The sequence below is a fragment of the Streptomyces sp. CA189 genome (genome assembly GCF_056428985.1).
Window position 1 is genome coordinate 195,207 of record NZ_JBWJVM010000002.1, and the last position, 23,440, is coordinate 218,646.

Sequence of the window (23,440 nt, forward strand, 5' to 3'; positions counted from 1 at the left end):
CCGGTGCCGGGTGCGGCCGTTGGCGGTTCCGGCCCGGGGCCGCAGCCCCGGTTCAGCCGAAGCAGACCCGGGCTCCGTCGGCCGGGTCGCCCGGCGTCACGCACGCGTGGGTGCCGGCGGTTCCCTGGGGCACCGGGGCCATCGGGGTCGCCGCGTACTGGCCGAGATCGGCCTCGCTCACCCGCAGTTCCTGCGGCTCCGGGACACCGGGGACGAACAGCTCGACGTGGTCCCCGGGTTGGAGCCCCGAGGCCCGCACCCACACGGCCTGGCACAAGGCCCCGTACCGCAGCTCCAGTTGACGGGTGCCGGGTCCCGTGTCCGTGCGCAGGCTGGTGACCATGCCGGCACCCCCGCACCCCATGCGCACCGGGTCCTTGCCGGCGCAACCGGCCGCCGAGCAGCCGGGATTGCGTATCGGCTGCTCCGTCGTCGCGGAGTCGTCAGAGTGCCGCGGTCCGGCCCCTCGGAGCAGGAGGAGGCTCGCGGTCACGACGAGGGCGACCCCGCCGAGCACGGAGGCCGCCAGGACCAGCTGCCGGCGCCTGCCTCCCGGTCCGGGGGCGGGTCCGGGGTCGGGTCCGGGGTGGGCCTCGGCGGCGGGTCCGGTCGGAGAGGCGACGGCCGGTCCGGTGCCCCCGGTCTCCGCGGTCTCCTCGGTCTCCCCGATCGGCCCGTTCGGGGACGCGGGGACGGCTCGGCCGCTCCAGGCGGTGTCCGCGAGTTCCCAGAGCGCGAGCAACTCGCCGGGATGCTCGCGCGCGACGGCGCACAGCACCTCGACCGCCTGCCGGGGCGGCGGCTGCTTGCCGTTGAGATAGCGCTCCCAGGAGGACTTGCTGAACGGGGTGCGCCGGCCGAGGTCCGCGAGGCTCAGGCCGGTCCGGTGGCGAAGCCGCCTGAGCTCGGCGGCCAGGTGTCCGCACTCCGCGGGCAGGGTCACTCGCGCAGCTCCGCCCAGGTCTTCGGGCCGACGATCCCGTCAGCGACCAGGCCGCGCGCGGTCTGGAACCGGGTAGCGGCGGCCTTGGTGTCCTGCCCGTACAGCCCGTCGGTCGTCTTCGGGTCGAAGCCGTGCTCACGCAGGAGGCACTGGACCTCGACGACGTCGAAGCCCGTGCTGTTGGTGTCGAGCAGGATCTCGCGGCTGGTGCTGTGCCCGGCGTGCAACGCGCCCTGTTCCCGGCGGATCTCGCAGTCGTACGCGACTCCGCGCCGGTAGCCGGACGTATCGGCACCCCCGCCGCCCGCCCCGTCATCGGCCCAGGCGCCGCCGGTCAACATCCCCGCCCCGAAGGCCACGACCACGGCTGCCGCGATCCCCGCGAGGAAGGCGCGGAACGGGACGGTGCGCGGTCCCGGCCCGGCCACGGGCTCCGGGGGTGGCACCGTACGGCCCGCCGCCGCGGTCGGAGCCGGGGCCTGCTGCCGCGCCTGTACGGCGACATCGTGCAGCACCACCAGCCGCATCGGGTCCGCCCCGCAGAGCTGGGCCAGTTCCTCGACGGCCTCGCGGGGCACGGACTGTTTCCCGTTGAGATACCGCTCCCACGAAGAGCGGCTGTAGCCGGTCTTCGCGGCGAGGGCGGCCAGGCTCAGGCCGCTGTGGTCCTTCAGGCGCCGTAACTCGGCCACGAGCCGGCGCTCCCGGCTGTCGAGCCCGGCAGACAGTTCTTTCCAACGCGCCACTCTGGCTTCCCCCTCGATTCAGGGCACAGCATCGGGCCGCCACCCGCGGGTTAGCCAGGGCCCCGCATGCTTTGGCGGGATCCCCTCTCGTCTCGGCGTCCCACGAAAGTATCCCGGCGCAGGACGTCCCAGCAGGTCAGAGCGTGGGACGTCCCATACTGACCCCCGTCTCCGGGCTTGCTGGACACCGCTGATGTTGGCGCAGGAGAGTCGCTGCCAGCACCGGGCCGGATGCCCGGTCGTCGACAACGGAGGCACAGCAGATGAACCTTCGCAAGCAGATCATGGTGACCGTGGCCACGGCCGTCCTCGGCAGCGGACTCGCCTTCGGCGGCGCCGCCAACGCCGCCTCGGCCCCCTCGGAGCAGCGCGTCGCCCACACCTGCAACTACTACAGCGGCACCACCCTCACCAAGACGGGCCAGACCGGCGCGGAGGCGGTGAAGCGCATCAAGCAGGTGCAGTGCCTGATCAACCAGAACACGAGCTACCCGACGTGGCTGGCGGAAGACGGCCAGTTCGGTTCGGCCACGTACAACGCCGTGCGCAGCGTGCAGAGCCACGCCGGCATCTCGGTCGACGGCCAGGTCGGCACCAATACCTGGAGCAAGCTGCGCTCCGGCGTGTGGTGGTAACCCGCGCCTGACACGGTCTCCCCGGACCGGCCGCGCGTACGTGCCACGTACCACCGACCACCTGCTGCTGCCCCCCTGACGGGGACGGATGCCACGACCTGTTGACCATCCGGCCCCTCGGCCACCGCAGGGCGTTCGCTGAACGGTGGCCCCAACCGTTCAGCGAACGCGTCCGCGTTTCCGGATCCGAGCGAAGGCCAGAGAGCCCGCAGAGGAGAAGTTGCGATTCAGCGCCGCGTCTCGTCACCGTCACGGCGCCGCCGGGGGTCGGGACCCTGCCCGAAGAAGTACTCGTCGAAGGTCATGAATCCGTCCGGCAGGCCCTTCGGACGCGCCTGGCCGGGCGGTCCCGGCGGCGGTCCCGGCGGGGGCCCCGGCAGCGGTCCGGGAGGTGCGGGCGCTGCGGGTGCGGTTCGCGAGGGGGGCTCGAAGCCCCGGCAGGTGCAGGACTTCTCGTCCCAGTAGCCGATCCAGTTGCCGCCGCCGTCGTACTTGTCCTTCGTACCGTCGATACCCGTGCACGAGCCGTAGCGGCGGTGCGCCTCCAGGCTGTGTCCGCAGGCGCATCCCGGCCCGAGACCGGCACCGCGACCCGATCCGAAGATGATCCCGCCCAGCACGAACAGGAAGAAGCCGACCCCGAAAAGCCCCACCCACGCGACAGCGTCCACGGCTGTGCCCCCGCCCCCCCCGCCAGAGTTCCATCCGACGTCAGTCGGTTTTCCCTGGGGGAGGCGGTTCAATCGAGCTTCGGTGGCGTCCCTCCCGAACGGTGGGGCGCCGACCCTTGTCGACTTGGTCTGTACCTGCCACCCTGGCGGCGGCCGCCACCCCCCCACGCGGGCCACTCCCTCCTCGGAGGCATTGATGCGTCACAGACTGCTCGGTGTACTCGTCCTGCTCGTCGGACTCCTCCTCCCCGTCCCCGCCGCGACGGCGACCGGCGCTGCGGCGACCGCCGCCGTGGCGACCAGCCCGCAGATCTACGGTGCCTGGCACTGCAGCAACGACGCGTGCACGTGGGGCACGGTCCGCACCGTCGCGGAGTTCGACTCGCTGAACCACTGGCTCATCGACCGCGGCGACGGCCGCCCCTCCGTCAACCTGGTCGTCCTGAGCTTCGTCGAACCGCTCAAGCTGCTGCACCGCACGAACGACGCCACCACCGTCGACGGGCTCCCGCGCGGGATGACCCCCGAGATCGTCCAGTACTTCACCTCGCGCGGCATCCGCGTGATGCTCTCGATCGGTGGCATCACCTACACCGACGAGTGGAACGCGGCGCTGGCCGAGAACGCCTCGCAGCTCGGGCTGAACGCGGCCGAGGCCGCGACCCGGCTCGGTGTGGGCATCGAGATCGACTACGAGCAGAACACCAACCCGAACCTGGCCGGCCTGCAGACCTTCATCGACACCTATCGGTCCCGCCACCCGTACGACGCCTCCGGCGCCGACCAGCGTGCGCGACTCACGATCGACACCGCCGCCGGCGACCGCTGGCTGATCGGCATCAACCGCAAGGCGACCGCCGACTGGCTGCGCACGGATGCCCCGGTGCTCGACTACGCCAACGCCATGGTGCCCGCCCGTCAGCCCTCCACCAGCAGCGCGATCGCCAACTGGCAGGAACACCTCGACGGCAAGCCCACCTACTCACCGCCCGTCCTGCCGCTGGCGCCCGCCAAGTTCACCGCGGGGCTCTACATCAGCGACCAGACGAAGTCGCTGCCCGAGTGCACCAACTTCGCCAACTCCCTGCAGAAGTCGACCGGTTCCTTCACCCAGACCGCGGCTCCCCGCGGCGCGGGAACCACGGCGGGCCTGCTCGGCTACATGTTCTGGGCGGCCGAGAGGCCCTCGACACGAGGGACGGGCACCCTGCCGCCGAACACCTGCGAAGGCGGGGTGGGCGCCGGAGCCACCGCCTACTCCATCCCGCTGCCGATGCCACCCCTGCGCCAGAACTGAGCCAGAACTGACCGACGGCGACACGAAGCCCCCGAGGCGCACCGGACCCAAGGCGCGGTGCACCTCGGGGCCGGGCCGTCCGGCCGGGGCCGCTCGGCTCAACCAGAACCGTCCGGCCCCCGGGCGCCCAGCATCCGGGCGACCACCTCGGCCTCCTCGCGGTGGACCTTGAGGAGGATCTCCTCACCGCCGGGTCCGCGGTACTGGAGTACGTAGCGCGCGTGGACCCAGAAGGTGGGCCGCCGCTCCACCCGGCCGCCCACCGGCAGCTCGACCGCAACGCCCCCGAGCTGCGTGAACACGGCGCCGGCCTGGATCCCCGCCCGACCCCGGGCCGCGTCCGGGTCACCGGTCGGCGTGAGCCTCCCGTACGAGGGGTACCGATGCCCCAGTCCCTGCCGCCAGACGAGCCGGCAGGGAATCGCGGTGCGCGCCCCCGCCGCCACGGCGCGGGCCCGCAGGGCGCTGCGCTCCGCCCTTGCTTCCCGCACCGCGAACACCCCGACCAACGCGACCCCGTACACCAGCGCCGGCACCACGTACTCGAAGAACGTATCCATGCCCGCCCGCCCCCGCGGCACCCGGCAGGGGCGGCCCGCCCTTGCCCTTCTCCTCAAAGTAGAGCCGCCACCCTTCGGGCGACAGGGCCGGGACCGTCCGGGCGGAAGCGCGGAGCGGGTCAGTCCTGGGGCTCGCCCGCGATGAGGAGTTCGCCCACCTCCTCCGCCAGCGCGGCGCGGGCGGGGGCGGGGAGGCCCGCGTCGGTGACGAACCAGTCGGCCTGGTGGAGTGCGGCGAAGCCGCTGAGGCCCACCACGCCCCATTTGGTGTGGTCGGCGACGACCGCGACCCGGCGTGCCGAGGCGACCAGGGCCCGGTTGGTCTGGGCCTCCATGAGGTTGGGGGTGGTCAGACCGGCGCCCTGCGCCACCCCGTGCGCGCCGAGGAAGAGCAGGTCCACGTGGAGGGAGCCGATCGCCAGGTCCGCGAGCGGTCCGACCAGCGCGGCCGAGGGGGTGGGGGAGCCGCCGGTGAGCAGCAGGGTGGGGGCGTCGGCCCCTCGGTCCCGGCCGTCGGCCCGCACCAGCTCCGCCACCGGGAGGGAGTTGGTGACGATGGTGAGCCGCGGGATCCCGAGCAGCCGGGCGGCGACGGCGTGCGCGGTGGTGCCGCCCGAGACCGCGACCACGCTGCCCGATTCCACCAGGGTCGCGGCCGTGTCCGCGATGGCGGCCTTGGCGTCGCCCTCCAGATCCGACTTGGCGTCGAACCCGGGCTCGTGCCCGCTGGCACCGGCCGGGGCGACGGCTCCGCCGTGGACCTTCTCCACGACGCCGCGCCGGGCGAGGGCGTCCAGATCCCGGCGGACGGTCATGTCCGAGACGCCGAACTGCCCGACCAGGTCCGCCACCCGTACCGCGCCCTCGCGCCGGACCGCGTCCAGGATGAGAGCGCGTCGCTGGTGGGCCAGTTGGGCAGCCTGCTCGGCCACGGGTCGCTCCCGGGAATCGGCGAATCCGGTCAGAAGGCAGCAAGATAACACGGCCATGTTGTTGGAGTGTGGCGGAAAGTTCAGTGTGGGGTGGTGGAAAATGTTCGAGACTGTTTATTCTCGGCGGGTGAAGAAGACCCTCGCGAAACTCGCGGACGGCCGCGAACTGATCTACTTCGACGCCGACGAAGGTGCCGTGCGCGACGCGCCCGACCTGCGCCCGCTGGAGCCGGTGGACAGCCGGCCGGAACTGCGGCGGGACGAGGCCACCGGCGACTGGATCACCATCGCGTCGCACCGCCAGAACCGGATCTACCACCCGCCCGCCGGCGAATGCCCGCTCTGCCCCTCCCGGGACGGCCGGCTCAGCGAGATCCCCGCCGCCGACTACGAGGTGGCCGTCTTCGAGAACCGCTTCCCCTCCCTCGCGGGAGAGGCCGGACGCTGCGAAGTCGTCTGCTTCACCCCCGACCACGACGCCGGTTTCGCCGACCTCGATCCGGCCGCCGCCCGGCTGGTCCTGGACGCGTGGACCGACCGCACCGCGGAACTCTCCGCCCTCCCCGGCGTAGAGCAGGTGTACTGCTTCGAGAACCGGGGGGCGGAGATCGGGGTGACCCTCGCCCATCCGCACGGCCAGATCTACGCCTTCCCCTTCGTGACGCCGCGCACCGCCAAGATGACGGCCGCCGCGGAGGCGCACCGCGCCGCCACCGGCCGCAACCTCTTCGAGGATCTGCTGGCGGGGGCCCGCGCCGCCACCGAACGGGTGGTGACGGCCGGGGAGCACTGGACCGCCTTCGTGCCCTACGCCGCCCGCTGGCCGTACGAGGTCCACCTCTACCCGCACCGCCGGGTCCCCGACCTGACCTGCCTCACCGAAGCCGAGCGGGCCGAGTTCCCGGACGCCTACCTCGACTTGCTGCGCCGCTTCGACCGGCTGTTCCCCGTACCGGAGCCGGAGCCGGAGCCGGAGCGGTCGCACGTGCGGCAAGGGCCGGCTCCCACCCCGTACATCTCCGCGTGGCACCAGGCACCCCGTACCCGGGGGGAGGAACTGGCCCTGCACCTGGAGCTGTTCACCGTCAGGAGGACTGCCGACAAGCTCAAGTTCCTCGCCGGTACGGAGTCCGGGACGGAGGCCTTCATCAACGACGTGGCCCCCGAGACGGCCGCGCGACGACTGCGGGAGGCCCTGGCGTGAACCGGACGGCTGGATGGGATGACGACGGGGACGGCGAGTACGACGGGTACGGCAGGGACGACGGGGTGCGGGCCGGGCAGGTCTCGGATGCCTTCGGGAAGTTTTTCGGCGGCTCCCCCGACGGGGTCTGGGCGGCGCCCGGCCGGGTCAACCTGATCGGTGAACACACCGACTACAACGACGGGTTCGCCCTCCCCATCGCCCTCCCGCAGACCACCCTGCTCGCCGCCCGCGCCCGTACGGACGGACGGCTGCTCCTGCACAGCGCGCACGGCGACGGCCGGATCACCGAACTCGCCGTGGAAGACCTGGCCCCCGCCGGGGCCGTGCCGGGCTGGGCCGCGTACCCGGCCGGAGTGGTCTGGGCCCTCGCCGAGGCGGGCCACCCGGTCGGCGGCGCGGACCTCCACTTCGACAGCACGGTGCCCACCGGCGCCGGCCTGTCCTCCTCCGCCGCGCTGGAGTGCGCGGTCGCCGTCGCCTACGACGACCTGTACGGACTGGGGCTGCCCGGGCCCGAACTGGCCCGGATCGCCCAGCGGGCGGAGAACGCCTTCGCCGGCGTCCCCTGCGGGATCATGGACCAGATGGCCTCCGTGTGCTGCACCACCGGGGCCGCCCTCCACCTCGACGCCCGCACCCCGGAGCACCACCGGCAGGTTCCCCTCGACCTCCCCGGACAGGGGCTCGGCCTCCTGGTCATCGACACCCGGGTCTCCCACGACCTGGGCGACGGGGCGTACGCGGCCCTGCGCGCGGGCTGTGAACGGGCGGCCGGGCTGCTCGGCCTGCGCGCCCTGCGGGACCTGTCCGCCGCGGACCTCACGGGGGCCCTGGAGGACCTCCCGGTGGAACTCGTACCGCTGGTCCGCCACGTGGTGACCGAGAACGGCCGGGTCGCCGAGGCCGTCGCCCGGCTCCGGGCGGACGACGCGGCCGCCCTCGGCCCGATCCTCACGGCGGGTCACGCGTCGCTCCGCGACGACTACCGGGTCTCCTGCCCGGAGACCGACCTCGCCGTGGCCGCCGCACTGGGCGCCGGGGCCCTCGGTGCCCGGATGACGGGAGGCGGCTTCGGCGGCTCCGTCATCGCGCTGGTGGAGGCGGGGCGCGAGGACGCGGTGGGCAGCTCCGTCATCGCGGCCTTCGGAGCGGCCGGCCACCGGCTCCCGCGGCTGCTCACCGTCACCCCGGCGGCGGGCGCGCACCGCCTGCCGGCGGAGCCCCGATAGCGCATCCATCCACCCCCGGACACCCTGGACCCTTCATGCACGCTCAACACGTTCTGGTCGTCGGCATCGACGGCGTACGGCTCGACCTGCTGGCCGAGCTGGACACCCCGCACCTCGACGGGATAGCGGACGCGGGCTTCCTGGCCCCCGTCGAGATCGACGAGGCCACGCCGACGATGTCCGGGCCCTGTTGGTCCACCATCGCCACCGGGGTCACGGTGGCCAAGCACGGGGTCTGGGGCAACCGCCTCGACGGAAACCGGCTCGACGTGTTCCCCGACTTCACCACCCGCCTGGCACTCGAATGCGGCCGACGGACCTTCGTCGCCGGTGGCTGGGCCCCGCTGTTCCTCGCCCAGCAGGGCGGCCCGCTCTTCACCGCCCCCAGCCGGCTGAGCTTCATCGCTCCCCGCGCGGACACACCGGAGGGCTGGGAGGAGGCCGACGAGGCCGTGACGGCCGAAGCGGCGCGCGTCCTGGGCTCCGGAGAAGACCTCGACGCCTCCTTCGTCTACCTCGGCGCCGTCGACGAGACCGCCCACTTCCTCGGTTGCGGCCCGGAGTACCGCCGGGCGATCGAGACGGCGGACCAGCGACTGGGCCGGTTGCTCAAGGCGGTCCGCGACCGTCCGGGCCACCACGGGGAGCAGTGGACGGTCATCGTGGTGACCGATCACGGCCACCGCGACGAGGGGGGCCACGGCGGGCGCAGCGAGCTGGAACGCACCGCCTGGGTGGCGGCGAGCGGTCCCGGCCTGCCCGCGGGCGGGACCCCGCGGGCGGTCGGGCACACCGATGTCGCCGCCCATGTGTACGCGGCGCTGGGCGTCGCCGTGGATCCCCACTGGACCCTGGACGGCGCCCCCTTCACCACGTGACGCGGCGGGCCGGCCACGCAGGGTGCCCCGGCCACTGGCAGTCGGCCGGGGCAGCCGTCCCGCCGCCCTGCTACCAGAGGACGGGGAGCCGCTCGGGAAGGCGCTTCATGAACCGGGTGCGCCAGACGAGCTGGTCGACCGGAACGGCGAGCTGGAGGCGGGGCATCTTCTCCAGGAGCACCTCGAGGGCGATCTCGGTGTGCCGCTTGCCGAGGGCGGTGGCGGGGCAGTAGTGCTGTCCGCCGCCGAAGGAGAGGTGGGTGGCCGCGTTCTGCCGGTCGATGTCGACGACGTGGGGATCGCTGAACACGGACGGGTCGGTGTTGGCGGCCTCGACCAGGACGAGGAGGAGTTCCCCCTTCTTCACCTCGACGTCCCCGAGGGTGAGGTCTTCGAGGGCGAGGCGGGGCAGGCCGTCGCCGATCGAGAGGTTGACCCGCAGGAGTTCGTCCACGGCTGCGGGGATCTTCTCCGGAGCCTTCCGCAACTGCTCCCACACGTCCGGGTTCTGGAGGAGGGAGAAGACCGCCATCGTCAGGAAGCCCATGGTGGAGATGACCCCGGCGCCGAACAGGGTGACTCCGACCGTGGCGAGCATCTCGTCGGTGAGGTGCGCGTACTGGGGGTCCGGACGCAGGGCCGCGAGCTCGGCGACGAGCCCGGTGGTGGCGGGGTCGTCGAGGCGCTCGACCATGTAGGCGATGTCCCGGTCCCAGTTGAGCTTGGCACCGGTGACGGGGCAGGCCGAGTTCATGAACGCGATGTCGAGGCTGGACGCCAGGCGGGGGGCGTCGGCCTGCGGGATGCCGAGGATGCGGCAGTGCAGGTGCTCGGCGTACGGGTTGGTGAACTGGCCGCGCAGGTCGACCGGCGCCCCGTGGGTGAGGAGGCCGTCGACGAGGGTGGAGGCGTGGGAGCGCATCCAGTCGGTGAGGCCGTCGGTCTTGGGGTTGATCGCCTTCAGGACGGCCTTGCGCAGTCCGGCGCCGGTGATGTTGCCCATGTTGTTGACGACCTCGGGCGGGATCGTCAGCGCGTACTGGCGGGGCACCCCGGGGGCGGAGGTGTCCTTCAGGCTGAATCTGGGATCTTCGAGGACCTGCTTGCACAGCTCGTAGGAGGAGACGAGCCAGGCTTCGTCCCCGGCGATGGTGCGGACCCGCTTGACCGGCTCGTCGCGGAGTTCCTCGACCTGGTGGGGGAGCTGGTCGCCGCGCGCGGAGAAGGGGAAGTCGAGGAGGGTCTCAGTGGACATCGGGTGCTCCTTCGGCGGGGGTGATGACGGCGTGGCCCTGGTTGCGAGAGGCGCGCAGGCCGGAGCCGCGCGAATAGAGCAGTTCCGCCATCGGCAGGAGCTGGTGGTAGCAGTTGAGGGAGGACGGCACCCCGAGGATGGCGGGGGTGTCGAGGAAGAGCGGCGCTTCGGCGCAGACGTACTGCAGGCAGACGTCGCGCTGCCGGGTGGTGGCGGTCTTCCCGCCCAGCACCTTGGAGGAGAGGAACGCGTCGACCAGGGAATTGCAGGTGCTGCGGAATTCCGGGTCGGTGTCGAGCAGGTTGTACAGGTGGCTGTGGAGCCTGCGGTACGCGGGGATGTCGGTGAGGGCGGACATGGGGCGTGCGCGTAAACGGGCGCCGGTGGGGTCGGCCTCGGCCGCGGCGTTGTTGACCTTGGCGCGGACGCCCCGCAGGTTCTTGACCGCCTTGCGCCGGGCTTCGTCGGGGTCGTAGCCGAGGGCCTCGTACATCTCGGCCACGTGCAGGTCGGTGTAGATGAGGTCGACCTGTGCGAAGTTGCGCATGCCCCAGTGGGCGAGGTCGATGACGCGCTGGGCGGAGAAGTAGCTGTTTCCGGGCGAGATGCCGATCACGGCGTGGTCGCCTTCGGTGTGGATCACCTGGCAGTGCGGGGTGTACGGCCGGACTGTGAAGACTTCGGTCGCTGTCGTCAACAGGTGTCGGGTCCTTCGCGCCGCAAGTCCCGTGGGGCCCTGTGCCCCGGGTGTGGCGGCGACGTGACGGAAAGGTACCGGAACGGTGTGCGCCGTCCTATGCCTTCCGGCAGGTAACTCACCTGCTGGACACCCAAGTTGCCCGAGGCTACGAGCAGGTCCCCGGAAACCGGCCGGGAGGCGTCGGGCGGGTGCCGGGGAGACGGCCGGGAAACGGCCGACCGGAATCGCGACGGGCCGTGGGGTGTCGCAACGCCCCTGACCTGCGGAACGCGGGCGGGGAGCAGACCTTCCGGGAACGATGCGCCCCTCCGTCTCGGAGCCGGTCCGATGATCGAGGTGGCGGTAAGATCGCGACCGTATACGACGGAAGGCGATCATGGCGGACAGTCCGATTCGGCCCAGCTCGCTGATCAACACGGTCTACGGCGCGTTCCTGCGAGGCCTCGGCGGCTGGATCTCCGTCGCCGGCCTGATCACCCTGATGTCCGAACTGGACGTCGACGGCCCGGCCGCGCGCTCGGCGATCTCCCGGCTCAAGAAGAAGGGCGTCCTCGAACCGGAGCGCCGTGGCGCCACGGGCTACCGGCTCAGTCCGGCCGCGCGACCCGTCTTCGACGAGGGCGACCGGCGCATCTTCGGCAGTCTGGAACCGGCGAAGCTGAGCGACGGCTGGGCGATGGCCGTCTTCTCCGTCCCGGAGTCCGAACGGTCCTACCGCTACCAGCTGCGCACCCGGCTGACCTGGCTCGGCTTCGGGAACATCGCCCCGGGCGTGTGGCTGGCCCCCGGCCGCCTCCTCGACGACGCCCGCGACATGCTCGTCCGGCGCGGGCTCAGCGACTACGTCCACCTGTTCGCCGCCGACTACGCGGCCTTCAGCGACCTGCCCGGGACGGTCAGCTCGTGGTGGGACTTCCCGGCGATCCAGGAGCAGTACGCCGGCTTCACCCGGGCGCACGGCCCCGTCGCCGCCGATCTCGCCCGGCAGGGCGACATCGACGGCGCCGAGGCGTTCCGCCACTACGTCCCGATGCTCACCCAGTGGCGCCGCCTGCCCTACCTGGACCCGGGCCTCCCCGCCGAGCTGCTCCCCGCGGACTGGAACGCGGTCGCCGCGCGTCAGACCTTCCAGCAGCTCGACGAGGTGCTCGCCGCCCCGAGCCTGCGGCACGTACAAGAGGTCACCGGCCTCGCGGAGGCGACCCCCGAGGGCTGACGGCCACGGCCCGGACGCCGTCGCGAGCGGTCACCGCCCCGCCGGATGGTGCAGCCGACGCCAGTAACCCGCGAGGTCGCCGACGGCGGCGGTGACCGAGTCGAGGGCCATCGTCGTGCGGGTGTCCTGGTCGTAGCGACCCCATTGCGGCATGGGGTGGTGGCCGGGGTCGCCGGTGCGGATGAAGGAGATCCAGGCCGTGTGCATCGTCGAGGCGAGACCGTCACGGACCCGGGGGTCCAGCCCCGCCAGGAAGGGCGCCTGCGACCACTTGTCGAAGTTGTCGAACACGAACGGCAGCTCCAGGCAGTGCGCGGCCCCGAGCCGGCCGCCGTGCGCGGGCGTCGGAAGGTTGAACTGGTACGCCCAGACCGGACGTCCGCGGGCCGCGCGCCGTTCGGCCAGCGCCACGGCGGGCATGCGGAACAGGTCGTCGGTGATCAGGTCCATGAGGACGTCCACGGGGCGGGCGCCCGGCCGGGCCTCTTCGTACGCGGTGTACGCCTGCTCCGCCCGGTTCCCGAAGGTGTCCCGCGCCCTGGCGACCACCTGCTCCCTGGTCGCGGCGGCGTACGGCTCGCTCAGCGCGAAGGCGAAGTTGGCCTCCTCCCTGGTCCAGCCGATCAGGACGTCGATGTCCGCCCCGGCTCCGTCGAGGAGCAGGTCGGCGGGGTCGCGGTCCAGCGTGACCCCGTCGAGCACCGGCAGGAACGGGGTCGACCAGTAGCCCCACCGTCCGGTGCGCCCGAACATCTCGAAGGTGGCGGCGATCAGGCGCGGCCAGGGCACGGCCCGCAGTTCGCTCACGTTCCCGGCCCCCAGGATGTCCAGGTAGGCGGCGGTGCGCTCCAGGGATTCGGCACGTGTGGGGATCTTCAGCCCGAGCGGCGGGCTCTGCAGGATGGCGCGCCGGAACAGCGGGCGGCCCGGTCGCCGAGCGGTTCGGGCCCCGGCCAGCGCCGCCACCGACAGCGCGCCGCCCGACTGGCCGGCGAGGGTGATGTCGTCGGGGTCGCCGCCGAACGCGGCGATGTTGTCCCGTACCCAGCGCAGCGCGGCGAGCTGGTCGGTGAGCCAGAAGTTCCCCCCGGCGCCGTCCTCGCCGAAGTAGAGGTAACCCAGAGGGCCGAGACGGTAGTTGACGGTCACGACGACGAGGTCGCCGTCGCGCGCGAAGGTCTCGCCGGAGTAGCCGGGCATCGAGCCGGATCCGGAGATGAATCCGCCGCCGTGGATCCACACCATGACCGGCCGCTTGGCGTCGTCGGTTCCGGGCGTCCAGACGTTGAGCGTCAGGCAGTCCTCGTCGAAGGGGGGCGAGCCGTGGGTGCCGAGCACCTGGTCGCCTCCCTCCCGGTAGGGCTGCGGGGCGCTCGGGCCGAAGGCGGTCGCGTCGCGCGTGCCCTGCCACCCGGGGTGGGGCTGGGCCGGCCGCCATCGGAGGGCGCCGACCGGCGGTGCCGCGTAGGGCACGCCCTTGAACACCGAGAGCCCCCCTTCGGTGCCCCCGCGCAGCCGGCCCGAGGGCAGTTCCACGACGGGTGAGGACCCGGCCGTGCGCGGGGCGGCCTGTGCCGCGCGCCCGCCCGCCACCCCGGAGAGCAGTGCGCCGCCCGCCAACACCCCGCTGTTCTTGAGGACTTTGCGCCGTGATGGATCGTCGGTCATGGTGCTTCACTCCCTGGCTGATCGTGGGCCCGTCGCCGGAATTTATATAGCGCGAATTTGACGAGGGTCAGTATCCCGCCATGCGCAGGGCGCGGGTCAAGGGGTGCGGGGCGGGTGTGGGTGTAAACCTTGCGAAGTCTTGACGAGCGTCGGAAAAGCGCGATAGACACGTGTCACTACGGCCGGCGGCCAGGCCATCCCTGAGAGCCGGACCTTCCACGCCTGGGACTCCCCACGGCGGATCCATCAGCAACATCCCGCCCTCCAGGGCCGGTTGACTACGTACGGAGTTCCCATGGCAGGTCGGTTTCGTCCCGTTGGTCTGGCCGCCGCATCGACGGCGCTCTTGCTGACCACGGCATGTGGTGGCGCGAGCCTCGGGGCCGGCGAGGACAAGCAGAGCGGGCCCGTGAAGATCGGGCTCCTCGTCCCGCAGTCGGGGACCTACAAGGCGCTGGGCGACGACATGAAGCAGGGCTTCGAGCTCTACGTCGCGCAGCACGGCGGCAAGCTCGGCGGCCGCGAGGTGGAGATCGTGGTCGCGGACGAGGGGGAGACGGCCGACTCGGGCAAGGCGGCGGCCGAGAAGCTGGTGAAGCAGGACCGGGTGCTCGCGGTGAGCGGGGTGGTCAGCTCGGCCACCATCAACGGGGTCAAGGACCTGTTCGAGACCGGCAAGGTCCCGCTCGTCGGCTCGAACGCCTCGCCCACGACCCTGACCGGGACCACGTACATCTGGCGCACCTCGTACGTCAACGACGAACCGGGCAAGGCGCTCGGCAAGCACGTGGCCGAGCGGGCCGGCGGCCCCGTCTTCCTGATCGCCGCGGGATACCAGGCGGGCAAGGACGAGGTGGAGGGCTTCAAGTCCACCTTCCTCCCGGCGGGCGGAAAGATGGCGGGGGAGGAGGTCTACACGCCGTTCCCGGGAACCAAGAACTTCCAGCCGTACCTCGCGCAGATCGAGAAGTCCGGCGCGAAGGCCGTCTTCTGCTTCTACGCCGGCGGTGCGGCCGTCGACTTCGTCAAGCAGTACCGGGACTTCGGACTGGCCGGCAAGATCCCGCTCTACGCGCCCGGCTTCCTCACCGAAGGCGGCGTGCTCAAGGGGCAGGGAGACGCGGCCGACGGCATCCTCACGGCACTCAACTACAGCGCGGACCTGGACAACGCCGCCAACAAGCAGTTCGCACCGGCCTACACGGCCGCCTACGGTTCGGCCCCGACCACGTACGCGATGGCCTCATGGGACGCGGCGCAGGTCCTCGACAAGGCCATCGAGGCGGCCGGTCCCACGGTGATCTCCGAAACGGTCAACGCGGCCATCGCCCGGGTGGGGGACATCGACAGCCCGCGCGGCACCTGGCGGTTCAACGGCGGCGGGACGCCCGTCCAGCCCTGGTACCTGCGTGAGGTCAAGCAGGGCGCCAACACCGTCAGTTCCGAGCTCGGCAGACTGGGCGGCTGACATGTCCGGATGGTTGGACGGCAACTTCGTCAGCGTCGTCGACGGGGTCGCCTTCGGTCTGCTGCTGTTCACGATCGCGGTCGGACTCTCCCTGGTCTTCGGCATGATGGACGTGCTCAACCTCGCGCACGGCACGCTCTACCTGGCCGGGGCCTACGTCGCCTACGCGCTGTCCGACGGGAGCCTGTCGGGTCTCCTCCTCGCGCTGCTGGCGGGCGCCCTGGTGGGCACCATGGGCGGGGCGGCCCTCACCTTCCTCACCCAGCCCCTGGCCCGCCGCGGGCACCTGGACCAAGCCGTGCTGACGCTCGGCATCACCTTCATCGTGGCCGACCTCCTCGCCGCGGCCTTCGGCGGAGACGTCCTGCCCACGGACCCGCCCACGGCCCTGCGCGGGACGGTCGGCCTCCTCGGCCACGCCTATCCCGTCTACCGGCTGGTGTTCATCGCCGTCGCGGCCGGCCTCGCGCTCCTCGTCTACCTCGTCTTCGAGCGCAGCTCGCTCGGAGCCCTCGTACGGGCCACCGTCGCGGACCGGGACATGGTCCGCGCACTCGGCGTCGACATCCGCAAGGTGCTCTACGGAGTCTTCGCGTCCGGCGCCGCCCTGGCGGCGGTCGGCGGGGTCCTCGGGGCGCCGATCCTCGGCCCCGGGCCGGGCGTCGACGAGACCGTGCTCGTCCTCTCGCTCGTGGTCGTGGTCGTGGGCGGCCTCGGATCGGTGCGCGGCGCACTCGCCGGAGCGCTCCTGATCGGCCAGGTGCAGACGCTCGGGGTGGCGCTGCTCCCGGAGTACGCCCCCTTCCTCCTCTTCGGCACCATGCTGCTCGTCCTCGTGGTCCGCCCGCACGGACTCCTCCCGTCGGCGGTGCGCGCATGAGCCCGTTCGCAACCGCCGGCTCCGCGACACGTCGGCGACTGTCGGCAACCGCCGTGGCCGGCGCCCTCGGCCTGGCCCCCTTCGTGCTCGGCCCGTACGCGGTCGGCACGCTGTCGCGCATCCTGGTGTTCGCCCTCCTCGTGCTGAGCGTCAACCTGCTCACCGGCCTGACCGGGCTGCCGACCCTCGGCCAGTCGGCCTACTTCGGCGTCGGCGCCTATACGGCGGCGATCGTGGCGACGCGGATCACCGACATCGGGATCCTCCAACTCCTCATCGCCGCAGGCGTCTCCGCACTCGTGGCGGTACCGACCGGATGGCTCGCCGTGAGGGCCCGGGGCGTGGTGTTCCTGATGCTCACGCTGGCCATCGGCGAGATCGTCTACAGCGCCGCCGTCAACTGGAAGTCGCTGACCAACGGCACCGACGGGATGTCGGGCATCCCGCCCGTCGTACCGCTGCCCGGCATGCCCGCCCTGGAGCTCGACGGGCTGGTCTACTTCTACGTCCTGGCCGTCTTCCTGCTGCTCTTCGCGGCGGTCTCCCGCCTGGGCACGACCTCGTTCGCCCTCGCCCTGCGCGGCATCCGCGACAACGAGCCCCGCATGCGGGCGATCGGCTACCCCACCCAGCGGTACGCCCTGACCGTCTACTGCGGCGCCGGGGCGCTGGCCGGCGCCGCCGGGGCCCTGTGGGTCTCGGTACAGCGGTTCGTCTCGCCCGGCGACGCCGGCTTCGAGATCGCCGCGCTGGCCCTGCTGGCCGTCGTCATCGGAGGCTCCGGCTCGATGCGGGGGGCGTGCGCCGGAGCCGCGCTCGTCTGGCTCACCCGCGACTACCTCGGGAACCTCGAAGCCGTCGCCGGCCGCGGGCCCCTGCTGCTCGGACTGCTCTTCGTCATCGCCGTCTACACGCTGCCCCGAGGACTGGCCGGCGTACGGATCCCGCACAGGCTCACCCGGAAGAGGACGGCGTGACAGATCACGATCTACTGGAACTGCGCCGGGTGTCACGGCACTTCGGCTCCTTCCGCGCCCTGGACGAGGTCGACCTGAGGGTGCGGCCGGGCGCCCGGCACGCGATCATCGGCCCGAACGGTGCGGGCAAGTCCACACTGTTCGGCCTGATCTCGGGCACCTTGCCGGCCACCGCCGGAACCATCCTCCTCGACGGCCAGGACGTGACCCGGCTGCCCGTACACCGCCGGGTCGGGCTCGGCGTCGCGGCGACGTTCCAGCACTCCAGTCTCTTCATGCGCGAGACCGTGCTGGAGAACGTGCTGCTCGCCGTGGTACGCCGGGCGGCTTCCCGGCGCGCGGCGATCGCGCAGGCGCGCGAACTGCTCGACCGGGTCGGCCTGCCCAGCCGGCACGACCTCCCGGCCGCCGAGCTCTCGCACGGCGAGCGGCGCCAGTTGGAGGTCGCCGTGGCGCTGGGGACCGAACCCCGCCTGCTGCTCCTGGACGAACCGGCCGCCGGCATGTCGCCGGCGGAGACGGCGCGGCTCACCGAACTGATCGCCGCCCTGCCGGGGGAGGTGACCGTACTGCTCATCGAGCACGACCTCGACATGGTCTTCCAACTCGCGGACACGGTGACGGTCATGCACCTCGGCAGACACCTGAAGACGGGCTCCCCGGACGAGGTGCGCGCCTCCGCCGAAGTCCAGACCGCCTACCTGGGCACCATGGAGGTCACCTCGTGAACCCGCTCCTGCGCATCCGCGGGCTGCGCTCCGGCTACGCCGGGGGCGTCGTCCTCGGCGGTGTGGACCTGGACCTCGACGCGGGCGGGACCGTCGCCCTCCTCGGCCGCAACGGTGTCGGGAAGACCACCCTCATCTCGACCGTCATGGGGCTCGTCCGCCCCTACGAGGGCAGCGTCGGCCTCGACGGCCGGGAGCTCGCCGGAGCCCGCGTCGACGTGATCGCCCGGGCAGGGGTCGGCGTCGTCCCCCAGGGCCGCAGGGTGTTCGCCCCGCTGACCGTGGACGAACACCTGACGATCGCCTCCCGGCGCACGGCGCTCGGACCCTGGACCAGGGCCCGCGTCCTCGACCTGCTGCCGCGGCTGGGGGAGCGGCTCGGGCACCGCGGTGACCAGCTCTCCGGAGGGGAACAGCAGATGCTCGCGATCGCCCGGGCCCTGCTGGGCAATCCACGCCTGCTGCTCCTCGACGAGCCGTCCGACGGCCTGGCTCCGGTGATCGTCGCCCAAGTGGGCGAGGTGATCCGCGAGGTGAGCGCGCAGGGCATGTCGGTCGTCCTCGTCGAACAGAACCTGACCCTCGCCCTCTCCGTCGCCCGGAGCGTGGCGGTCATGCAGAAGGGAGTCATCGTCCACCAGGCGGACGCCGCGGAATGCGCGTCCCGTCCCGAAGACCTGCGGCGCCTGCTGGGCGTCGACTGACCCCACTAGGCTCGGGGCATGAGTCATGCGTGGGAGCCCGCCGTGCCGGGGGTGCTGCGGCTGCCGTCGGGGCGGCTGGTACGGGGGCGGGGGCTGAGGCGGCCGGTTCCGCCCGGCCCGGCGCCCGAGTTCGGGCTGTACCTGCGGGGTCGGCGGCCGGAGGCCGTGGCGTGGGAGAGCCGGTGGCTGCGCTGGCCGGACTTCTGGCTGCCCAGCGACCGGGTCGGGTTCGCCGCCGCGCTGCGGGAAGCGCTGGAGCGGGCGGGGAGCCAGCGTGTCGAGATCGCTTGCGGGGGTGGGTACGGTCGCACCGGGACGGCGATGGCGTGTCTCGCCGTGCTCGACGGGCTCCCCGCGGAGGGAGCGGTCGGCTTCGTGCGACGGAACTACGCCCACCGGGCCGTCGAGACCCCCTGGCAGCGGCGGTTCGTCGGCCGCTTCGGGTAGGGACAGCCGACCGGACGCGAATCGTTGTAGCACCGAGGCCGACCCGGATGCCGGGTCGGCGGGGGAGGCGGCCGGGGTGATCGTGGCCCCGGACTCCGGGGCCACCGCAGGGCGCGAGGCGTTGCTGCATGTCGAACGGCACCGCGCTGCGCCACGGAGCGGCGATGGTCCTCATCGGTGACTTCTGCCCCGCCCGGCAGAGCGGAACCCGTCTTGCCGCCCCCAGCCCATCGCTTACCCTGAGTGCCGGTCAGAGAAGCGCAGGGGGACGGATGAAGCCGCGTCTGGTGTTCGTGCACGGCATCGGTGCGCCCAAGGACGCCGACACAGTCCGGGAGGAGTGGCTGCGCGCGCTTGCCGCGGGGGCCCGTGCTGCCGGGCACTCCCGGCGGGCCACCGAGCTCTTCGAAGGTGGGGGCGTGGACGCCCGGTTCGCCTCGTACGGGGACCTGTTCACGACCGCGGGAGCCCAGGGCGCGGGGGACCCGGCCGGGGTGTCGCGCGATGCTCGGGCGGCGCACGATGCTCGCACAGGGAGTGAGTGCCGCGACGAACTCCTTGTCGCGGAGCTGTTGTTGGAGGCCGTGGACACTCGGCTCGCCGACCCGGACCTGCCGCCGGCCGAGATCCGGGCCCTGCAGCAAGCCCGAGCGAGGCTCTCGCCGCCCGCCGGGGAAGCACAGGGGGTGGTCGGCGTGGGCCGCCACCTGACCAACGCGCTCACGTCGATCCTGCACGTTCCCGGACTGCGCAGGTTCGGCGGCTGGGTCAGCGCCCGCGCCACCCTTACCATCCTCGGGCAGGTCGCCCGCTACCTGAACCGTGGCGAGCCGGATGCCGCGGGCGTGTGCCTCGACCGCCGCATCCGGGCGCGCGTGAGCGCCTGCCTCGACGACGACGGGCCGACCGTCGTCGTCGCCCACTCTCTCGGCACCGTCGTCGCCACCGAGGCCCTGCACACCCACCGCGGGCCTGTTCCGCTCTTCGTCACGCTTGGCTCGCCCCTGGGCGTCCGTACGGCCGTTATGCCGCGGGTGCGGCCCCAGCCGCTGCAGGTCCCGGACGGGGTAGAGCGCTGGCTCAACTTCTGGGACCGCGACGACGTGGTCGCAGCCCGGCCCTCGTTGGAGGACTTCTTCCACCCCAACAAGGCGGGCGTACGACCCGAGAGCACGCGCGTGGACTCCGACGGGGGGTGGGTGCACCCTGCCAACCTCTACCTGGCCCAGCCAGCCGTGGCCGGCCCCCTCACCGAGGTACTGGACGCCGCCGCCCACGCATGAACGAGCCGCGCCACGTTCTCGTTGTCGCCCCGCAGTGCCGCGAACTCGGCCTGCTCAACGGCCTGGAGGAGATCGCCGCAACCCTGCACCGCACGATCACCGAACCGTGGTCGGGAGGCTGCACGCCCGGGGTGACCGCCCGGCCCACCCTCCTGTGCGGGCCCAGCCTCGGCCAGGCGGAGATCGAGGAGGCCGTCCGCAGCGCGGCCCGCCGGGCTGCGGAGGCGGGCGCCGTCCTCGTGCTTGCCTTCCTCGGACACGGCATGTCCTCGGGCACGACGCTCTACTTCATGACCGGCAGCTCGCGGGCAGAAGAACCCACCACGGGCGTCGACATCGGCTCGCTGCTCTCGCAGGCCCTCGATACGGTAGGGCTCGCCGGGGTCGTCGCCCTCGTCGACACGTGCCACGCCGCCGGGGCAGTACCCGACCTGAAATCCCTGAGCACGGGCATTAGAGATGGCGGGACTCGGCTCTCCCTGACGATGGCCTGCGGCACCCACGACCAGGCCTTCGGCCTCGGCTTCACGCGCAGCCTCCTCGCGGTGCTGCACAGAGGCATCCCCGGCGCGGGGGAGTACCTGCTGCCTGCGGCCGTCCTCAACGCCGCCCGGCTCGACGCAGAGCTCCTGCAGCAGTCCACGGTCTCCGTGGAGTTCGACGGCGCTCACCTCACAGCCCGACCGCTGTGGCTGGCCCGCAACCCGCAGTACCGTGACGGCCTTCCGGCCGCCGTCCTGTCCGGAGGCACGGTAAGTGCGGAACTCAGGCAACTTTGCGAGCTGTTCGGACTCCAGACCCCAGCGGAGTCCGTAACTGCTCTCGAACTCGGCTCACTGTACGAGCGGTTGCCGGAACTCCCGTCGGCCGGCCGCCTGTGGGCCCGTCGAATGCTCGACGGAGTGCGCGGCACTCTGGACACGGTCGCCCTACTGCGCTCCTGGCCGGGCGGCACGCTGACCACGGAACAGCTGCGCCGCGCCCTGACCGCCGTACCGACGTCCTCCGGCGGCGCGGCAAACGCCTGCCTGACCGCATCCGGAAACGAATTGATGCGTGAGGTGGTGGAGTTCCTCCTGCTGCGCGCTCCCGGCACCGCGCGCTGTCAGACCGGACCTCTGACGGAGTTCGTCGCGGCCCTGGCCCGGAACACCGGGGTCCCGCTCGACACCCCCGCACTCGCCGACTGGTCCTCCTCCCTCGACGTTGGCATCGCCCTCGCCGACGCCTTCCTGAGGCAGGACAAGAAGACCGAGGCATTGCGGTTGCGGCTGATCGTCAGTCTGCACGCCGCGGTCGGCGACGACTGGCCCGAATCTCTCGATGTCTGGCTGCTTGACGGTCTCGAGGTCCTCGAACACTCTCTGCTGGACTGCGAACCCCACCGCGCGGGGGTGGAGCAAAAGCTCACCGAAGCGCTACGCAGCGCCTCATTCCGGGCCAGGAAGATGGGCGTACGCCTGCGCCGGGTGGAGATCGCTGCACCCGTACCGCTATTGCTGCAGTGGCGCCCGGAAGAAACGCACGTGGGGAGGCGACTTGGCGTCCACCACGATGTCGTCCTGCGCTGGAGCGAGCACATTCAGCCCTCGGAAGCCCGCTGGTGGATCAACGACCAGGCACGCAGCTGCCTCGAACTGATGGCTGATTCCCCGGACGGCGCGCCCGTGGACTGGCTGGGCGAGCACGAGCTCCACCAGGTCGAGGAGCTGCAGGAGCGCCTGGCCAAGGGGCAGTACGGCAGGGCCCTCGCGCTGGGCCACCGGCCCTCGGAGCTGAAGGACGTGCTGGAGACGCTGCTCACGCACGTGCCCATCGTGCTGTGGCCCGCGGCGGACGGGGAGGTTTCGGCGCAGGTGCGCGGTTCCCTGGAAACGCACTGGGACCGGCTCCCCGGGGAGTTCTGCGAGGCATACCGCGACAGCTGGCGCGATACGGCACCGGCTGTGGGCGACAGCGGGCATCTCGCCACGCTCCGGGCCGTCTGGAACGACCTGGAGTGGCTGGACTTCTGCCACTGGTACGAGCAGTACACGACCGAAAGGGAAGATCCCGCATGAGTCGGCATCCTGTCTACGTCGGAGACGGCACACCTCGCGACGTCCGGCTGGGTCCGCCGCCACCGTGGCGCGACTTTCCCCGCCAGGACGTGCACAGGAAGTTCAAGCCCCCGCACGGACTGGTCCAAGCGGTCAACGCGGCCCTCGCGCTGCGCCGCCCCCTGCTGGTCACCGGCCCCGCCGGATCGGGCAAGTCCTCGGTGATCGAGCAGGTGGCGGCCGAGCTCCGCCTCGGCACCGTGTTGCGCTGGCACATCACCTCGCGCAGTGCCCTGACAGACGCTCTGTACCGTTACGACGCGCTGGGCCGCATCCACGCCCAGCGCCTGGCGGATGCCTCGGGCGGCGGCGCGGACGACATCGCTCCCTTCCTGCAACTGGGCCCGCTGGGCACGGCGCTGATCGCTGGGTCCGAGGGCGGACATGAGGCCAGCGAGCTGCCGAGGGCGCTGCTCATCGATGAAATCGACAAGAGTGACCTCGACCTGCCCAGCGATTTGCTCGACGTGCTGGAGCGGGGCGAGTTCGAGATCCCAGAACTGACCCGGTTCGGAACCGAATCGGTCGCGGTCCGGGAGTGGGCCGGTGAGGCGAAGCGCGAGATCCGCCGGGGGCGGGTGCAGTGCGCGCAGTTCCCCTTCATCGTCATGACCAGCAACGGCGAGCGCGACTTCCCGGCGGCATTCCTCCGGCGGTGCGTCCGATTCACCATGCCCGTCCCGGACCCGGAGACCCTCGGGGAGATCGTCGCCGCTCACCTGGGCACCGACACGGCCCGTACCGACGGGGCGCAGGAGCTGATCGGGGAGTTCGTTCTCAAGCTGGCCGCGGGCGAGAGCCTGGCCATCGACCAGCTCCTCAACGCCGTACACCTGCTCACCGGAGAGGGCGCACCGGAGGGCGAAGCGCGCCGGACCCTCAAGGACCTTCTGCTGCGCGAGCTGTCCCGTGCCTGA

Annotated in this window: 23 protein-coding genes; 15 read left to right on the plus strand and 8 right to left on the minus strand. The window is 72.1% G+C overall.

The window, feature by feature from the left end; all coding sequences use genetic code 11:
• Nucleotides 1–52: 52 nt before the first annotated feature.
• Both AC061S_RS03155 and AC061S_RS03160 read right to left on the minus strand, forming a co-directional pair.
• Nucleotides 53–943, minus strand: coding sequence for a helix-turn-helix domain-containing protein (locus AC061S_RS03155; protein ID WP_478684251.1), 891 nt, complete (start codon nt 941–943; stop codon nt 53–55).
• Nucleotides 940–1,635 carry a helix-turn-helix domain-containing protein gene (locus AC061S_RS03160; protein ID WP_478684252.1) on the minus strand — a complete coding sequence of 232 codons (696 nt, stop codon included), beginning with the start codon at nt 1,633–1,635 and terminating at the stop codon, nt 940–942. Before AC061S_RS03160 ends, AC061S_RS03155 begins: the two co-directional genes overlap by 4 nt.
• A 317-nt stretch (nt 1,636–1,952) precedes the next feature.
• Here AC061S_RS03160 and AC061S_RS03165 point away from each other — a divergent pair, with 317 nt between their 5' ends.
• Complete coding sequence (locus AC061S_RS03165) at nt 1,953–2,324, plus strand: peptidoglycan-binding domain-containing protein (RefSeq protein WP_478684253.1); 372 nt, start codon at nt 1,953–1,955, stop codon at nt 2,322–2,324.
• A gap of 227 nt (nt 2,325–2,551) precedes the next feature.
• Here the strand turns inward: AC061S_RS03165 and AC061S_RS03170 are convergent, their stop codons facing one another.
• Nucleotides 2,552–2,995 (minus strand): hypothetical protein, encoded by a 444-nt coding sequence (locus AC061S_RS03170; RefSeq protein ID WP_478684254.1) that lies wholly within the window; start codon nt 2,993–2,995, stop codon nt 2,552–2,554.
• Between the two features lie 196 nt (nt 2,996–3,191).
• Between AC061S_RS03170 and AC061S_RS03175 the strand changes: the two genes are divergently transcribed.
• A complete protein-coding gene (locus tag AC061S_RS03175) occupies nt 3,192–4,292 on the plus strand; it encodes a glycoside hydrolase family 18 protein (protein ID WP_478684255.1) in 1,101 nt (366 codons plus the stop codon).
• A gap of 98 nt (nt 4,293–4,390) precedes the next feature.
• Here AC061S_RS03175 and AC061S_RS03180 read toward each other — a convergent pair whose 3' ends face one another.
• Nucleotides 4,391–4,852, minus strand: a complete 462-nt coding sequence (locus AC061S_RS03180) for a hypothetical protein (RefSeq protein WP_478684256.1) — start codon at nt 4,850–4,852, stop codon at nt 4,391–4,393.
• A gap of 119 nt (nt 4,853–4,971) precedes the next feature.
• Nucleotides 4,972–5,784: a DeoR/GlpR family DNA-binding transcription regulator gene (locus AC061S_RS03185; protein WP_478684257.1), complete on the minus strand. Its 813-nt coding sequence runs from the start codon at nt 5,782–5,784 to the stop codon at nt 4,972–4,974.
• Between the two features lie 127 nt (nt 5,785–5,911).
• Between AC061S_RS03185 and galT the strand changes: the two genes are divergently transcribed.
• From galT to AC061S_RS03200, 3 genes are all read left to right on the plus strand, one after another.
• Nucleotides 5,912–6,988, plus strand: coding sequence for a galactose-1-phosphate uridylyltransferase (galT, locus tag AC061S_RS03190; RefSeq protein WP_478684258.1), 1,077 nt, complete (start codon nt 5,912–5,914; stop codon nt 6,986–6,988).
• Nucleotides 6,989–7,053: 65 nt separating this feature from the next.
• On the plus strand, nt 7,054–8,220 hold the full coding sequence (gene galK, locus AC061S_RS03195; protein ID WP_478684334.1) for a galactokinase: 1,167 nt from the start codon (nt 7,054–7,056) through the stop codon (nt 8,218–8,220).
• 35 nt (nt 8,221–8,255) lie between these two features.
• Complete coding sequence (locus AC061S_RS03200; RefSeq protein WP_478684259.1) at nt 8,256–9,098, plus strand: alkaline phosphatase family protein; 843 nt, start codon at nt 8,256–8,258, stop codon at nt 9,096–9,098.
• Between the two features lie 70 nt (nt 9,099–9,168).
• Here AC061S_RS03200 and AC061S_RS03205 read toward each other — a convergent pair whose 3' ends face one another.
• Both AC061S_RS03205 and AC061S_RS03210 read right to left on the minus strand, forming a co-directional pair.
• Nucleotides 9,169–10,353, minus strand: coding sequence for a cytochrome P450 (locus AC061S_RS03205; protein WP_478684260.1), 1,185 nt, complete (start codon nt 10,351–10,353; stop codon nt 9,169–9,171).
• Entirely contained in the window at nt 10,343–11,050 is a 708-nt protein-coding gene (locus tag AC061S_RS03210; protein ID WP_478684261.1) for a cyclodityrosine synthase, read from the minus strand. The genes AC061S_RS03205 and AC061S_RS03210 overlap by 11 nt, the downstream gene beginning before the upstream one ends.
• A 379-nt stretch (nt 11,051–11,429) precedes the next feature.
• Here AC061S_RS03210 and AC061S_RS03215 point away from each other — a divergent pair, with 379 nt between their 5' ends.
• Nucleotides 11,430–12,269, plus strand: coding sequence for a PaaX family transcriptional regulator (locus tag AC061S_RS03215; protein ID WP_478684262.1), 840 nt, complete (start codon nt 11,430–11,432; stop codon nt 12,267–12,269).
• Nucleotides 12,270–12,299: 30 nt separating this feature from the next.
• On the opposite strand, the gene AC061S_RS03220 is transcribed toward AC061S_RS03215, so the two are convergent.
• Nucleotides 12,300–13,937 carry a carboxylesterase/lipase family protein gene (locus tag AC061S_RS03220; protein ID WP_478684263.1) on the minus strand — a complete coding sequence of 546 codons (1,638 nt, stop codon included), beginning with the start codon at nt 13,935–13,937 and terminating at the stop codon, nt 12,300–12,302.
• A 295-nt stretch (nt 13,938–14,232) separates the two neighbouring features.
• Between AC061S_RS03220 and AC061S_RS03225 the strand changes: the two genes are divergently transcribed.
• From AC061S_RS03225 to AC061S_RS03265, 9 genes are all read left to right on the plus strand, one after another.
• Nucleotides 14,233–15,405, plus strand: a complete 1,173-nt coding sequence (locus AC061S_RS03225; protein ID WP_478684264.1) for an ABC transporter substrate-binding protein — start codon at nt 14,233–14,235, stop codon at nt 15,403–15,405.
• A gap of 1 nt (nt 15,406) precedes the next feature.
• Entirely contained in the window at nt 15,407–16,285 is an 879-nt protein-coding gene (locus tag AC061S_RS03230) for a branched-chain amino acid ABC transporter permease (RefSeq protein ID WP_478684265.1), read from the plus strand.
• Nucleotides 16,282–17,262 carry a branched-chain amino acid ABC transporter permease gene (locus AC061S_RS03235; RefSeq protein WP_478684266.1) on the plus strand — a complete coding sequence of 327 codons (981 nt, stop codon included), beginning with the start codon at nt 16,282–16,284 and terminating at the stop codon, nt 17,260–17,262. Before AC061S_RS03230 ends, AC061S_RS03235 begins: the two co-directional genes overlap by 4 nt.
• Nucleotides 17,259–17,990, plus strand: a complete 732-nt coding sequence (locus AC061S_RS03240) for an ABC transporter ATP-binding protein (protein WP_478684267.1) — start codon at nt 17,259–17,261, stop codon at nt 17,988–17,990. Before AC061S_RS03235 ends, AC061S_RS03240 begins: the two co-directional genes overlap by 4 nt.
• A complete protein-coding gene (locus AC061S_RS03245) occupies nt 17,987–18,694 on the plus strand; it encodes an ABC transporter ATP-binding protein (RefSeq protein WP_478684268.1) in 708 nt (235 codons plus the stop codon). The genes AC061S_RS03240 and AC061S_RS03245 overlap by 4 nt, the downstream gene beginning before the upstream one ends.
• Before the next feature lie 18 nt (nt 18,695–18,712).
• The gene (locus AC061S_RS03250) at nt 18,713–19,141 is read left to right on the plus strand and encodes a protein-tyrosine phosphatase family protein (protein WP_478684269.1); all 429 of its coding nucleotides are present in this window, start codon (nt 18,713–18,715) and stop codon (nt 19,139–19,141) included.
• Between the two features lie 272 nt (nt 19,142–19,413).
• Nucleotides 19,414–20,424, plus strand: coding sequence for an alpha/beta hydrolase (locus AC061S_RS03255; RefSeq protein WP_478684270.1), 1,011 nt, complete (start codon nt 19,414–19,416; stop codon nt 20,422–20,424).
• On the plus strand, nt 20,421–22,484 hold the full coding sequence (locus tag AC061S_RS03260) for a vWA-MoxR associated conflict system protein (RefSeq protein ID WP_478684271.1): 2,064 nt from the start codon (nt 20,421–20,423) through the stop codon (nt 22,482–22,484). Before AC061S_RS03255 ends, AC061S_RS03260 begins: the two co-directional genes overlap by 4 nt.
• Nucleotides 22,481–23,440: an AAA family ATPase gene (locus AC061S_RS03265; protein WP_478684272.1), complete on the plus strand. Its 960-nt coding sequence runs from the start codon at nt 22,481–22,483 to the stop codon at nt 23,438–23,440. The genes AC061S_RS03260 and AC061S_RS03265 overlap by 4 nt, the downstream gene beginning before the upstream one ends.

Bases quoted from the DNA above. Each gene is read 5' to 3' on its own strand.
- AC061S_RS03165 (WP_478684253.1), top strand. From the start codon at position 1,953: ATGAACCTTCGCAAGCAGATCATGGTGACCGTGGCCACGGCCGTCCTC.
- AC061S_RS03175 (WP_478684255.1), top strand. From the start codon at position 3,192: ATGCGTCACAGACTGCTCGGTGTACTCGTCCTGCTCGTCGGACTCCTC.
- AC061S_RS03180 (WP_478684256.1), bottom strand. From the start codon at position 4,852: ATGGATACGTTCTTCGAGTACGTGGTGCCGGCGCTGGTGTACGGGGTC.
- AC061S_RS03200 (WP_478684259.1), top strand. From the start codon at position 8,256: ATGCACGCTCAACACGTTCTGGTCGTCGGCATCGACGGCGTACGGCTC.
- AC061S_RS03205 (WP_478684260.1), bottom strand. From the start codon at position 10,353: ATGTCCACTGAGACCCTCCTCGACTTCCCCTTCTCCGCGCGCGGCGAC.
- AC061S_RS03215 (WP_478684262.1), top strand. From the start codon at position 11,430: ATGGCGGACAGTCCGATTCGGCCCAGCTCGCTGATCAACACGGTCTAC.
- AC061S_RS03220 (WP_478684263.1), bottom strand. From the start codon at position 13,937: ATGACCGACGATCCATCACGGCGCAAAGTCCTCAAGAACAGCGGGGTG.
- AC061S_RS03225 (WP_478684264.1), top strand. From the start codon at position 14,233: ATGGCAGGTCGGTTTCGTCCCGTTGGTCTGGCCGCCGCATCGACGGCG.
- AC061S_RS03230 (WP_478684265.1), top strand. From the start codon at position 15,407: ATGTCCGGATGGTTGGACGGCAACTTCGTCAGCGTCGTCGACGGGGTC.
- AC061S_RS03235 (WP_478684266.1), top strand. From the start codon at position 16,282: ATGAGCCCGTTCGCAACCGCCGGCTCCGCGACACGTCGGCGACTGTCG.
- AC061S_RS03250 (WP_478684269.1), top strand. From the start codon at position 18,713: ATGAGTCATGCGTGGGAGCCCGCCGTGCCGGGGGTGCTGCGGCTGCCG.
- AC061S_RS03255 (WP_478684270.1), top strand. From the start codon at position 19,414: ATGAAGCCGCGTCTGGTGTTCGTGCACGGCATCGGTGCGCCCAAGGAC.
- AC061S_RS03260 (WP_478684271.1), top strand. From the start codon at position 20,421: ATGAACGAGCCGCGCCACGTTCTCGTTGTCGCCCCGCAGTGCCGCGAA.
- AC061S_RS03265 (WP_478684272.1), top strand. From the start codon at position 22,481: ATGAGTCGGCATCCTGTCTACGTCGGAGACGGCACACCTCGCGACGTC.